General features: G+C 42.5%; 12 protein-coding genes and 1 pseudogene. 6 read left to right on the top strand and 7 right to left on the bottom strand.

Annotated elements, in window-relative coordinates; translation table 11 throughout:
- The 3 genes and pseudogenes from AB7U21_RS06450 to AB7U21_RS06440 all read right to left on the bottom strand — a co-directional run.
- Window positions 1-645: pseudogene (locus AB7U21_RS06450) on the bottom strand (hypothetical protein); the annotation flags it as partial.
- 1 nt (window position 646) lies between these two features.
- On the bottom strand, window positions 647-1270 hold the full coding sequence (locus AB7U21_RS06445; protein ID WP_428387810.1) for a YIP1 family protein: 624 nt from the start codon (window positions 1268-1270) through the stop codon (window positions 647-649).
- 79 nt (window positions 1271-1349) lie between these two features.
- A complete protein-coding gene (locus tag AB7U21_RS06440; RefSeq protein ID WP_333787936.1) occupies window positions 1350-1982 on the bottom strand; it encodes a YIP1 family protein in 633 nt (210 codons plus the stop codon).
- Window positions 1983-2140: 158 nt separating this feature from the next.
- Here AB7U21_RS06440 and AB7U21_RS06435 point away from each other — a divergent pair, with 158 nt between their 5' ends.
- The 5 genes from AB7U21_RS06435 to AB7U21_RS06415 are packed head-to-tail and all read left to right on the top strand — an operon-like array spanning window position 2141 to window position 6891.
- Complete coding sequence (locus AB7U21_RS06435; protein WP_333787937.1) at window positions 2141-2836, top strand: ABC transporter ATP-binding protein; 696 nt, start codon at window positions 2141-2143, stop codon at window positions 2834-2836.
- A 38-nt stretch (window positions 2837-2874) separates the two neighbouring features.
- Window positions 2875-4068 carry a COG1361 S-layer family protein gene (locus tag AB7U21_RS06430; RefSeq protein ID WP_428387807.1) on the top strand — a complete coding sequence of 398 codons (1194 nt, stop codon included), beginning with the start codon at window positions 2875-2877 and terminating at the stop codon, window positions 4066-4068.
- Window positions 4069-4075: 7 nt separating this feature from the next.
- Window positions 4076-5290: an ABC transporter permease gene (locus AB7U21_RS06425; protein ID WP_333787939.1), complete on the top strand. Its 1215-nt coding sequence runs from the start codon at window positions 4076-4078 to the stop codon at window positions 5288-5290.
- 11 nt (window positions 5291-5301) lie between these two features.
- Window positions 5302-6516, top strand: a complete 1215-nt coding sequence (locus AB7U21_RS06420; protein WP_428387805.1) for an ABC transporter permease — start codon at window positions 5302-5304, stop codon at window positions 6514-6516.
- Window positions 6517-6573: 57 nt separating this feature from the next.
- Window positions 6574-6891, top strand: coding sequence for a YbjQ family protein (locus tag AB7U21_RS06415; protein ID WP_333787941.1), 318 nt, complete (start codon window positions 6574-6576; stop codon window positions 6889-6891).
- A gap of 34 nt (window positions 6892-6925) precedes the next feature.
- On the opposite strand, the gene AB7U21_RS06410 is transcribed toward AB7U21_RS06415, so the two are convergent.
- Window positions 6926-8104 (bottom strand): type III PLP-dependent enzyme, encoded by a 1179-nt coding sequence (locus tag AB7U21_RS06410; RefSeq protein ID WP_428387802.1) that lies wholly within the window; start codon window positions 8102-8104, stop codon window positions 6926-6928.
- Window positions 8105-8112: 8 nt separating this feature from the next.
- On the bottom strand, window positions 8113-9123 hold the full coding sequence (locus tag AB7U21_RS06405; RefSeq protein WP_333787943.1) for a DMT family transporter: 1011 nt from the start codon (window positions 9121-9123) through the stop codon (window positions 8113-8115).
- A gap of 355 nt (window positions 9124-9478) precedes the next feature.
- On the opposite strand from AB7U21_RS06405, the gene AB7U21_RS06400 reads away from it, so the two are divergent.
- Complete coding sequence (locus AB7U21_RS06400; protein ID WP_333787944.1) at window positions 9479-10018, top strand: META domain-containing protein; 540 nt, start codon at window positions 9479-9481, stop codon at window positions 10016-10018.
- 145 nt (window positions 10019-10163) lie between these two features.
- Here AB7U21_RS06400 and AB7U21_RS06395 read toward each other — a convergent pair whose 3' ends face one another.
- The gene (locus AB7U21_RS06395) at window positions 10164-11000 is read right to left on the bottom strand and encodes a DMT family transporter (RefSeq protein ID WP_333787945.1); all 837 of its coding nucleotides are present in this window, start codon (window positions 10998-11000) and stop codon (window positions 10164-10166) included.
- Window positions 11001-11399: 399 nt separating this feature from the next.
- The coding region (locus AB7U21_RS06390) for a PGF-pre-PGF domain-containing protein (RefSeq protein ID WP_428387799.1) at window positions 11400-13063 on the bottom strand (1664 nt) is incomplete at its 5' end.

The following is a 13063-nucleotide window of genomic DNA, read 5'->3' as shown; positions in this document are numbered from 1 at the left end:
TTTATTTCCCTCATTGATGGTACCTACAAAGACATTAGCCGGAAAGAACGTAATATCATTTCCTTCCGGAGTGACAATAACACCTGTAATGTCATTGGGTCTTAAGTTCACGACTTCCACATTCACAGTTGAATATTCTTTCATGAGGGTAGGAGGCATATCGGATACAATTATCTTCAGATCCCTGTCATCAACTTTTACCTGTATCCTGTAGTTGAGGTTGTACATGTCGCTGCCTCCCACAACTTCCAGTTCCAGGAAGTGCATACCATTGGCAGCACTCTCGTTTGCCTTTATGTTGAAAGTGAGCCGGATGTAATCTCCAGGTCCCAGTAACCCAACGTCTGTCTGTCTTCCATCCAGGATCTTAATTCCCTTGTTACCCTTAAGGGTTGCACTTGCTATGTAGGCATTCATATCGAATGTTTCGTCATCCTCCTGGACGTATACCTCACCTGAAGCCATGTTCCTGAGTTCCACAGTTACTGTACCCGTATCTCCTGGCATGAATACTCCAGGTTCGACCGCATAGTTCACTGTGATAGTGGGACGGATCTCGGTATCGGCACTTGCATAAGGCAAGAACATGGTCAGTAAAATAAAGAAAAATATGATCGTTCTCATGATATCATTTTCGTTTTTCATGTTAACTTAGTGCCTGAAGTAACGTATAGATCATATAGATCAAGTACAATCCTATTGGCACTCCCACTGTGATAAGAGCATTCTTAACTGTAAGGTTTCTGGCATGCATCATGGCGAATACCCATATGTTCGCACTCCACAAGGTCAGGAGTATTCCGATGACAGTGGAAGCCATTATGTAAGGGTCAGAGAACATGGCTTTTTCAAGAAGAGCGGGATCTTGCACGGAAAGATCGAGTGAAGAATAAGCTTTGCTTGTCAATACAAGGCTTAACACGGATCCCAGGATCGAAGGCAGGAACCCATAGGCAACAAACTCACAGACCCTCTTGAAAGTTCCCTGTCCACTCAAAACCAATGAGATGCCATAAAATATGCCACTGTATACCAACCACATAATGAACACGGATATGATGGCAAATATTGCTCCTATGGCAGCACCTATCTGTGCAACGGATGCCATATCACTTGGCAGGTTTCCTATCAGCTTGCTTGCTATTATGTAAGCACTGATAGCCGATATTACGGCCATTGCCCCAATGATCATCAGTGGTTGCTTGAAATCTGGATCCTCTTTAATTTTATTCTCAAAGAATTCTCGAGGATTTGTAAGAACCTGCATCATAATTTAGCCTCTTGTACAAATAATTATTGTAACAAACATAAATATGACTATGACTTATTATAACTTTCGTTTTTATATTTTACGGTTGGCCTATTGCCTGATACAATGTATAGAGCATATATATCAGGTATAGTCCAATTGGTATTCCTACGGTGATCATGGCATTCTTGATACTAAGGCTCCTTGAGTGGATCATAGCGAAAACCCATATATTAGCACTCCATAGGGCAAGGATAATGCTTATCGCATTAGATACTATCATATAAGGACTTTTGAGCATGGCTTTTTCTATGGTCTGCGGGTCATTCATGGCAAAATCTGAAAAAGAGCACATGCTGATCATAAGCACCATGCTGATGGCAGAGCTAAAGATGAAAGGCAGGAATCCATAGGCAACAAACTCAAGGACTCTTGTGAACTTCCCTTGTCCGGCTAAAAACCATGAAAAAACATAGAATAAGCCACTGATCATCAGCCACACGATCATCCCGGAAGCCATGGTGACCATTAAGCCCAAAGTAATCACAATCAGCTGGACAATGGTAGGTACATCGCTCAACAGATTTTCCATCAATTCCCTCATTAAGATAAAAGCATTGATGAGGGTCAGAAGGGTCACTATACCAATTACAGCATAAGGTGGTTTCAAGTCAATTTCTTCTTTGATCTTTTCCTCAAAGAAACCCCCCGGATCGCTAAGGACTTCCAGCATTATTTGCTCCAATCTCTAAACTAAATTTACACCAACAATGTCGTTGTTAACATTTTTTTCACTCTTTTTATTGCATGTTTTTTTCCAAGGATATATATAGATTTGGCTCAATCTGTTTGTGTATTTACCTTTCAGATCCTTCAAACGGAGTTGAGAGTTTGAATAGTGCAATATCACAGAGTGGTAATCCAATCATTGAATTGAGAGATCTGTGTAAGAGTTACTGGGCAGGTAATATGGAGGTCCAGATACTAAAGAGCATCAATATGAAAGTTTATGCGGGTGAGTTCCTGGCTATAATGGGTCCATCGGGGTCAGGGAAAAGTACCCTTATGAATATGGTAGGGTGCCTTGACAGGCCTACCTGCGGGCAGGTGATCCTGATGGGTCAGGATATTAATACAATTACCGACTCAGAACTTGCACGCTTGCGGGGTCTCGAGATCGGCTTTGTGTTCCAGAACTTCAATCTTGTTCCCAGGTTGTCTGCAACGCAGAACATTCTCCTACCTACCTATGCGAACACGAAAAATGGTATAGAGCCAAATAAAAGGGCAAATGAGCTGATCCAACTTGTGGGGCTTGAAGACCGTCGTAACAACCGGCCTTCTCAACTTTCGGGAGGGCAGCAACAGCGGGTGGCTATAGCCAGGGCTCTGATCAATGATCCTTCTATAATCCTGGCGGACGAACCTACAGGAAACCTTGACAGCAAGACCGGATTAGAGATAATGGACATGTTCAAGGACCTTAATAAAAAAGGAAGGACTATTATTATGATCACTCATGATCCCGGTCTCGCAAGCTATGCTGACAGAGTGGTATACTTGAAAGATGGTGTGCTTAATAACTAGGCGGTGGTAATATCAGAACAATTTTGAAATATCTTTGCTTGACTCTTGTTTCATGCGTACTTTTGTCAGGTGTTGCATGTGCAGTTTCAGGTTCAGCTCTCAGTATCAGTGTCCTTAAATATGAACCTGTGCCTGCAGAGATCGGTAAATATGTTGATGTCTGGATCAAGGTAGAGAACACGGGTTCAGGTAAATCCGAGGACCTTTCCATAAAAATGGTCCCTGAGTACCCCCTGTCTCTGGATTCAGAAGCTAACGCCCTTGAAAACATTGGCATTCTTGGGCCTGAAAGTGCGGCAGTACATAAATACAGGCTTTTTGTGGATGAGAATGCGAAACAAGGTGTTGCTTCCTTTGATGTCCAGTTCCAGAAGGAAAAGAACGGTGCCTGGGTGGAAGAAACCTTTGAGATCACCATAGGGTCTGCTGCCTTTAACAGTAAAGGCAATGTCCAGATAGAAGGCGCTCCGACAAAGGAGCCTGAAGTTTTTATGCCAGGTGACACTGGCACTATCACCTTCACTCTTAAAAACAGTGCGACAGCATATTCAGTGACCATCAATGGTGAAGACTTCGATACCAATGCCCGGGTACAATCTGCCACATTGAAAGGAACGGATGGTCTAACAGTAGTCACTGACACTTATTATGGAAGTGGCATCCTGGGTCCGGGTGAATCAATGGTCCTTACATACAACATAATTGTTGACGATAACGTGTCAGATGGTACTTATTACCTTGATTTTTCAACAATAGGAAGCTCGCATTCCTACAATAACAACTGGCGTGTTCCTATAAAGGTCGATTCTTCTTCTTTGCGCATTGTTCCCTCCAAACCTCTCAAGCTGGAGAATGGAATAGGAACTCTGGAGTTCGATGTAGCTAATATCCATCCGAACAGCTTGTCATCGGTAAGTGTCAGGCTGGAAGCAGATGGTGTGAATTTCTCTCCTTCTGAGTACTTCGTTGGTTCCATGGACCCGGATGAACTTTTTACCATACAGATCTACGGAGAAACCTCTTCTTTGGATGATACTTCTCCCAGGGAATTAAAGATCACTGCTAATTACAGAAATGGTTTTAACGAACACGAGGAGGTTATAGGTGTAAAGGAGTTACAACTGGAAACAGTAAAGGAATCAGGCACTATCGGTCCTCTGGCATCACTGCTTCTCGTTGCCGTCCTTGCAGGTGCCGGCTACCTGATCTATAAGCGCAGGAAGCAAAAGTGAGGATTGAATGATAAGCCTCCGGCGATCTGTTGGGATCTCGATAGGCAGTATCAGCAGCTCAAAGATGCGATCTGGCCTTACGACCCTGGGAATCATTATCGGAGTAGCTGCTGTGATAGCTAATGTGTCTCTTGGCGCCAGTTTTAATCAGTTCTTCAATGATGAGATCGGTGCCGTGGGTTCTAATTTCATAGTGATCTACAGCCAGGGAGTGAATGTCTTTTTCGATAAGGAGCTTGATCTTATAAAGAACACTCCGGGGGTTGAAGGTGTTTCTCCGATCAATCAGCAGATGGCCAGGGTCACTTACCTGTCAACTTCCAGACAGATAGATATACAGGGTGTTACGGAGGATTACGGGGAAGTTGCCAATCTAAAGATGGATGCTGGGAATTTTCTTGAAGATAAGGACCAATTTGTGGCAGTATTGGGTTCAGAGATCGCTTACGAAAAGTTCGATAAGAAGATCTCTTTGAAGAATCCTATTGAAATAACATTCAGAAGAGAGGATGGAAGCGTAGTCACACAAAAGTTCATAGTAAAAGGCATCATACAGGATCCAAACACCGCTTTTGTGGAAACAGGCGTGGAACCTGAGATCAGGATATTCATCCCTATAGGGACAATGAACCAGATGCTTGGGGCAGATGATTATGGTGGCTTTTTTATAAAGGCTTCAAGCTTGGAAATCGTACGTGAAACTGCTGATGAGATCGATGTTCGTCTGGCCCGGAATCTGGGGGTATCATCAAGGGAACTTGAGAATGATGATACAAAACCCTATATGATGTTCGATCAATTAGATGCCCTGGAGCAGACAAACCAGGTTTCTACAGCCCTCACGTCTCTATTGACCTCAGTGGCCTTGATATCTCTTATAGTGGGTTCCATCGGCATCATGAATATTATGCTGGTGACAGTAACTGAAAGAACAAGGGAGATCGGTCTCATGAAGTCGCTAGGATATACCAGAAAGGATATACTTACCCTGTTCTTGATAGAATCCACAATACTTAGCCTTATAGGTGGCATATGTGGTACTGCCCTGGGTATAGGTGTTGCATTGATTGCAAACTATTTCCTTGATCTGCCTAATGTATTTCCGGTGAACCAGATAATCATCGGATTTATTGTATCGATTTTTGTCGGTCTGCTGGCAGGTATCTACCCTGCCAACAAGGCAGCAAGAATGGATCCGGTGGAGGCTTTCAGGCATGAGTGAGGTGTCATCGGTTGGTTAACATGCAACAGGCCCTGGATCTTGGTATCGGAAGTATCAAGCATGCAAAGCTCCGCTCTGCGCTTACGACGCTGGGTATCATCATCGGAGTAGCAGCAGTTGTAGCTAATGTATCTCTTGGGGCTAGCTTCAATCAGTTCTTTACAGATGAACTGGGAACACTTGGATCCAATTTCATTATCATCTATAGTCAGGATGTGAACATTCTCCATGACAATGAACTTGATATTGTCAAGAACACACCTGGTGTGGAGGGTGTTTCGCCTAGTAACGGACAAATGGCTGCTGTGACATATATCTCTTCTAAAAGGCAGATAGATGTCCAGGGTGTATCTCAGGATGCCGGGGATATATTGAATATCCAGCTTGAAGAAGGTAATTTTTTCACTGACAAGGATAAATATGTAGCTGTATTGGGCTGGAAGGTTGCCAATGAGAAGTTCGACCGCAACATTTCGATCAATAACTACATAGATATTACCTTAACAAGAGAAGATGGTTCCACAGTAACTGAGAAATTCAAGGTAAAAGGCATTATCAGATCTCCAGAGAATACTTTTGTTCAGGGTGGTCCTGACAGGGACATTACGATATACATACCGATCGCTACCATGAATGGGCTGCTCAATGTTTCTGATTATGGGGGTATAACAGCCAAGACCAGCAGTGCAGAATCTGTAAGCGCTGTTTCAGATGAGGTTGACCGCAGGCTCGCACGTGCTCTTGGTGTTTCTGCAAGGGACATTGAAAATGATGACGTAAAGCCTTACAGGATCTTTAATCAGGCGGAGATAATCGAGCAATTGGATCAGCTTTCAAACACGCTTACGATCCTTATAACCTTAGTTGCACTTGTGGCCCTGGTTGTGGGTTCCATAGGTATAATGAACATAATGCTGGTCACAGTTACCGAAAGAACACGGGAGATAGGTCTGATGAAATCTTTAGGCTTTAAGAAGACCGATATTCTTTTACTTTTTATAATAGAATCCACCCTTTTAGGCACAATAGGGGGAGTTCTTGGAGTGCTTTTTGGGGCTGTAGCTTCTTACGCGGTGCAAAGTTATCTGTCTATACCTCATGTTTTCCCTCCATATTTGATCCTTCTGGGCTTTAGTATTGCGTTTGTTGTAGGTCTGGTCGCCGGTGTATATCCTGCCAACAAAGCAGCATCCATGAATCCTGTAGAAGCACTAAGACATGAATGAACAAATGTTTTTGTTTTAAATAGGACCGTTCATATCTCTCCTATAAGAGGTGAAAAAGTGATCATCACAACTACTAATGATGTGAATGGTAAGGAACTGGAGATACTGGGTGTAGTTTTTGGAAATACCGTACGTGCTAAGAACATTGGAAGCGATATTGCTGCAGGTCTGCAGAATTTGGTAGGAGGGGAATTAAAGGGTTATTCTGATCTGCTTTCACAATCCAGAAAAGAAGCATTACAGAGAATGGTGGAAGAAGCAGAAAAACTGGACGCTGATGCGGTTGTAAATATACGCTTCACAACCTCTCAGACCATGACCGGAGCAGCAGAACTACTGGCTTACGGAACTGCCGTAAAGTTCAAAAGGATATGAAGCTTTGGCTCATATCCTCTTTCATGCTCCTTTCTTAATCAATGAAATATACTTTCACTGGCGGTATACCATTGAATTCCACTGAGCAGTAGGTGTATGTGTATGCCCCTGTAGTGAGTATGAACAGCCTGTCCCCTTCTTTTATATCCTTTGGCAACTCGTATTTGAAATGCTCATAAAGTATGTCCATACTGTCGCATGTGGGACCGGCAAGGATCACTTCCCTTCCACCGTTGCCGCTGTATGCTTTCTCTGGGAAAATCGGATACTTTATTGCCTCATCTAAAGTTTCAATAAGCCCCCCGAACTTGCCTATATCCAGATAGACCCATTCATACTGGCTTGAATCAGATTTCTTGGATATGAGCACGATCTCTGTAACTACAACACCAGCGTCTCCTGCTATATATCTTCCCGGTTCTATTAGGATCTCCGGCAGTTCATCACCAAAGTATTCGTGCAGATATTTTGTAATGATCTCAGCGTATTGCTGAATGTTGCGAGTGGGCTTAAGATACTTTGCAGGAAGCCCTCCTCCCAGGTTTACCATTTTCAGCTCTATCCCTTCGTAGTGCTTCACATCATCGAAAAGATACTTGCACTGTGAGATGGCGTGATCCCATTCTCCAATGTCCCTTTGCTGCGATCCTACGTGGAAAGAAAGTCCATATGGGATCAAACCCAGATCTTTTGCTTCAACGATCAGAGAATATATCTGGCCGGTATGTGCGCCGAACTTTCTTGACAGAGGCCAATCTGCCCCGTTACTTTCAGTGAGCAATCTGAAAAAGACCTTTGATCCAGGTGCGTTGGCAGCTAGTTTTCTAAGGTCACTGTGGGAATCTGTAACAAAAAGCCTGACACCATATTCATAGGCTTTTTTTATGTCCTTTGCTTTTTTTATGGTATTGCCGTAACTCATCTTATCAGGACTTATCCCCATCCTGAGAAGCTGTTCCATCTCATATATGGTTGCCACGTCAAAATTAGACCCTTTTTTGTGTAACAGCCTCACTACTTCTTCAGCAGGGTTTGCTTTCATCGCATAGTAGATCTTGGCAAAGGGAAGGTTATGTTTTAGTTCGTCGTATTTCTGTTCGATCTTCTTCCGGCTGAGTAAAATAAAAGGAGTTTCTTTGCCTTCTGCGAACTCTCTTATTTTTTGTAACTCTTCTGGAGATAGGTATTCTGAAATGCTTATAGGATGTTCCAAGGCTGCTATCACCTCTTTAGATTCTTTAAAGGACCTTTACATAGTATTCTGTAGAATGTATGTAAAAGTGTTTGCTGATGACCCAATGGGTAATGCTCGATGTTAAAGTATTTGGATATGGTCTTCTCCCTTGAACTGGTAGTGCGTTTAGTGCTTATCAGTGCCACACCGGTCAGTACACAGGCGCATCCTTCAAGGGTATATGAGAAAATCTGTTCATGCAGGATCAGATATCCGAAGAATATCCCGGCTACAGGTTCTATTAGAGATATGACACTAAGATTTTGGGTTTTAATGTATCTGGCGCTTCTGTAATAGAGAAGTGAACCAAAGGTTGTCATGATCATCCCAAACAGTATCAGTTCTTCTATATTTATGGCAAGTATTCCGGGGCTCACAAGACTTGCATAGGGGGACAATAGCACCAGGCTCACGACCGTTGGCCAGAAAAGAAGAGCAGTGGATGTATATGTGTCTCTCAAATAACGGTAGTTGAGGGTACTCAAGGCATATGATATACCTGATAATAAGCCGAGCATTATGCCCAGTACGTAAATGTCCTTTGCCTGCGGGGAGAAATTACCTCCGGGATGGATAGCTATGAGTATTCCCAGGGCTGACAACAAAAGGGCTATCGTATCCCTGGTAGTGATGTTCTCTTTCAGGAGTAAAGGTGAAAGGATCGTCACATAGACCGGAGCAGTATATAATAATAAGGCTGCTATAGATACGCCCACATGTTGTATTGCAGTGAAATATGCATAGATCATGATCGTATTCGTGCATCCCATCAGAAATATATATTTTTTTTTGCTGGTTATCAAAAGTTCATCCAGCTTTCCTGTAAGGGCCATGAACACCAACAGCGTTAAAAGCCCAAAAATGAGCCGGTAGTAGATAACAGATCCTACTGGCATTCCATAGATCGATTTAAGGAATATACCTGACAGTGAGAATATAGTAAAGGCCACTACCAGGCCGAAATAGGAACTACTGTTTGTTGTTGCCATCGATGCCATAAAAACACATCTCAAATAGGCTTTCACGATAAAAAACTAACTGTAATCATCAATAATTAATAACTTAGTTTAATCGGAAAAAGCCTTCTTTTTTAATATACAATTCTATGTCATATTTAGTGCTTCTGAACACATTGGTACTTTATATTATAACAAATATATAATAATACCCCTATACTTACGCGAGATATGTAAGGCTTCCTACATGTCACTCAAATGATCTTACTGAACAGTTCAAATTCGATCGTGTCAGGTTTCATCATTGCTTATTATCTTACTTTTATCAGCTTGATCAAAAATCACTGTCTGAAGACTTCAAATCAATTTGAAGTTTAGGCAATGGCTAAATAGGAAAATGATGTATCTCTTGTTAATAAACAGGGAGGTAAATAAAACGAAGCCAATAATAAAAAGCCTGTCTCTTATCCTCACTCTTGCTCTTATTGCTTGCACAGCATTAACATCCGGATGCACAGAAACAGGAAATCAAACAGAGGACAATAACGGACAGATAGATGCCGGAAGGGTTGCTTTGGAAAATATCACCAATATCAGGTGGCAATGGGCCGGATTGACAGGAAATTCTTCTGCTGATCAGTCCGTTGTTCCAAAAAAGGAAAGCTATACATTGGAATTCCTCCCGGATGGAGTCTATTATATAAACACTGACTGTAACAGTGGCAGCGGGAATTACACAACAGATGGGAGGAACTTAACCATAGGACCAGGGGTCATCACGCTTGTATATTGTGGTGAAGACTCATTGGAACCTCAATATCTGTCACTTCTAAGCAGTGTAACATCAATGGCACTTGAAGATGGTCAGCTTCTGTTATCTGTGGGTGATGATAGCGAAAAAATGCTCTTCATCGATCCAGAAAGTGTTAAGCATTGATCCTATCTTCTATTTTTTTACAGGTTAGTAATGTGAACCAACGACCACATGATGCTCACATTGCTATGCCTTTTATTACTTTTACCTTGCTTCTATTCTAGTTAAGTATGGGCTATGTAGAATTTCTCCCTTTTCGAGGAACTTATCAGATCGATATAAGGATTATAGCGATCAGGGCGGCTATTACTCCTAACCATTGACGCGAAGCAAGTTGTTCTTTTAACAAGATACATGCCAGCAATACTGTGACTGCAGGACTTAATGACGATAAGATTGTGGCAACGTCCAATCTTCCAGCTTGTGAAGCCAGAGCAAATAAGATGGCACCTCCTGTATTAAATGATCCTGCAAGGATAACTATCAGAATTACATCGGATGTGGTTCTAATGACGGTCTTTGTTGAAATTATGAACCCTGTGAGCATGATCAATGCTATGATTCTTGAAACTGTCAATGGCCAGTAAATTGCAGTAGCACTGAAATTATCAATGGATATAAAGAACAAGCCAAATAATATACCTGCAAGCAGTGGATATTCTAGATCCTTTGCTTTTAAACCGGATCCCACATTTATACTAACAATAAACCATATTCCAATAAATGCAAAAACAAAACCCGCGATCTTAAATATGGAAGGGGTACCTTCATTTAAAGCTGAATATATTACAGGTATGATCACTGATATTACTGCAGCAAGAGGAGCAACTACACTCATTTTTCCTTTGGCCAGACCCATATATAGTGCTATCAACCCTGCAGCTCCAAAAAATCCCGCAAAAGCACCCCACATCAGATTGTTAAGTGGGGGTAGACTTTCTGAAAATACAAATGCAAGGATTGGAAATATAATAATACCCATGATCTGGGTGACCAGAACCACATAATATGCACTTGTTCGTCTGGCAGCACATCCCCCAACAAAATCTCCGGCACCCCATGATACTGCAGATGCAAGTCCAATAATAATAGCAAGAGTTTCCATTTGTATCGTTTTATTTCTTTAGCAATTTCCAAATTCAAGTGCTTTTAAAATATGCTTGTCCTGCATTACCTGTAAGGCTACAGTTTGGAGCAGTGCTCATGTAAAGTGATTTTGTAATTTATCAGCCTGTATGCCATATGGCTTTATAGTTATAGTTGTTTTTGGCTCTGCAGAAAACCTGTAAGATCCTCTTCATCAACTTAAAAGATCATTTTAGGCCGCTATCCACAAAATTATTCTAAGAATACTGCAATATTTTACACAAAAGAATTAGACTAAAAACAGTTTGTTACATCTGTTATAATCGTAGGTGTAACGAACTGCTGATGCAAGTATCAATCTGTTATGTCAATTTGGTTCAAGATCCCCCTGTACACTAGAGTACAGGGGGTGTGCAGGTCAATGTTGTTTCTTAAGATATACATACCCTGCTGCAAGCACTCCTATCATAAGCACGGCAATGCCGAATCCAAATCCTGGAGTCTTTTCTGGTTGTGTTCCAGTTGTACTAACGTCTTCAGCATTATTTGCTATGGGAGAAGCAAGTGCTTTTTGTGCAGTGATCGCAAACGGCCCGAAAGCTGTGGTCTCAGCCTCGAAGATCACATCGCTTGCAGTGATGTTATCAATTGTTGTTGGCAGCACTTGCCATACGTTACCAGTATATACCTGCAATCTCACATCTTCGGGTTTCACGTCCGTTTCTTTGATCCACGAACTGCTTACCTTGAATTTCACCTGCGCACCTTTTATGTTAGATGCAGTGGCAAAACCAGCCTTACCCACCCAGATATTGGCATATTTATAAATGGATCCTCCAGGAGTACTGTTAACCAGCTTTGACCTGTTGTTCAGCACTTCTATAGTGGAGGTGATCTCTCCTGAGTTCTTGAGAGAATAGAAGCTGACCGATAGGATGGGATCGCCTTCCCTTGAGAACTCGTAGGTGGCATTGGTATTCATCCTTAGGTATTCCCTCGCCACGTCTTTCGCGGCTACATTTTCAAAGTTCTCTACACTACCGGCACCGCCGCCTCCACCGCCACCACTGCTACTCTTTTTACTGCTGCTTCCCCCACTACTTCCTCCTCCACCACCGCCACCACTGCTGTACGAGTCGGTCTTCAGGCTGACACTTACTGCCTTGCCCTCAAGACCGTAGCTATCGTATGGGATAAGGGTATAAATATAAGTAGTATCTTTGGCCAGGGAACTATCCACATAGGATGTTGAGCCAGTCACATTGCCGATTACACTCTTATCTCTGTACATTTTTACAATAGCTATATCAGGGGAATTGGTCCAGGTCAATGTTATGGAGCTTGCAGTGATATCTTTTCCTGCGAGGCCGGAAATGGTCAGCAATCCAGTGGTTGTTGCTGAATCGTTCACCGATGCCTGATCGATGTTCCCTGAAATGTCTACTGTTTTCGTGCTTATGGTGTGCAGGGTTCCTTCAGTCAATCCGGTTCCATTATAGAAATCCTCAGTTGTATTTGTTACAAATACACCGTCAATATATACCATCACATGTTTGAAGTCCATATCCAGGGGCTTTATCCATGACCATCTGATCCAGCTTGAGCCGATACCAGTTTCCTGCAGGTTTGTCACAGGCGAAGGTGGAGTAATATCTGTTGCTGTTACCCGGAGGATGTGAAGCCCATTAAAAGCATCAGCAACGTATACATAATTGTCCGCTACAGCAACACCTGTTACCCAATCATCAGATGGATCATAACTTCCTGCAAGGATTGGCATAGAAGGATTTGTAATATCCAGGATCACAAGACCATTAGAACGGTCAGCTATGTATGCATAATTCCCAGAAACAGAAGCAGCGTACGCATACCCAGCTGTATCATAATTTCCAGTAAGCATAGGAGATGCAGGGTCACTAATATCCAGGATCACAAGGCCATCGTCGCCATCCGCTACATAGGCATATCCGCCTGCCACAGCAACATCCTCTGCATTTCCGACAGTGTCATAGCCTCCTGTAAATACTGGAGCTATGGGGTCAGTGATATTCACTATGACAAGACCGTTGATACCATCTGCCA

It is taken from the genome of Methanomethylovorans sp. (assembly GCF_050177135.1).
Taxonomy (GTDB): Archaea; Halobacteriota; Methanosarcinia; order Methanosarcinales; family Methanosarcinaceae; genus Methanomethylovorans.
This window is presented reverse-complemented; position numbering and strand designations above follow the sequence as displayed.

Bases quoted from the DNA above. Each gene is read 5' to 3' on its own strand.
- AB7U21_RS06445 (WP_428387810.1), bottom strand. From the start codon at position 1,270: ATGATGCAGGTTCTTACAAATCCTCGAGAATTCTTTGAGAATAAAATT.
- AB7U21_RS06440 (WP_333787936.1), bottom strand. From the start codon at position 1,982: ATGCTGGAAGTCCTTAGCGATCCGGGGGGTTTCTTTGAGGAAAAGATC.
- AB7U21_RS06425 (WP_333787939.1), top strand. From the start codon at position 4,076: ATGATAAGCCTCCGGCGATCTGTTGGGATCTCGATAGGCAGTATCAGC.
- AB7U21_RS06405 (WP_333787943.1), bottom strand. From the start codon at position 9,123: ATGGCATCGATGGCAACAACAAACAGTAGTTCCTATTTCGGCCTGGTA.
- AB7U21_RS06400 (WP_333787944.1), top strand. From the start codon at position 9,479: ATGATGTATCTCTTGTTAATAAACAGGGAGGTAAATAAAACGAAGCCA.
- AB7U21_RS06395 (WP_333787945.1), bottom strand. From the start codon at position 11,000: ATGGAAACTCTTGCTATTATTATTGGACTTGCATCTGCAGTATCATGG.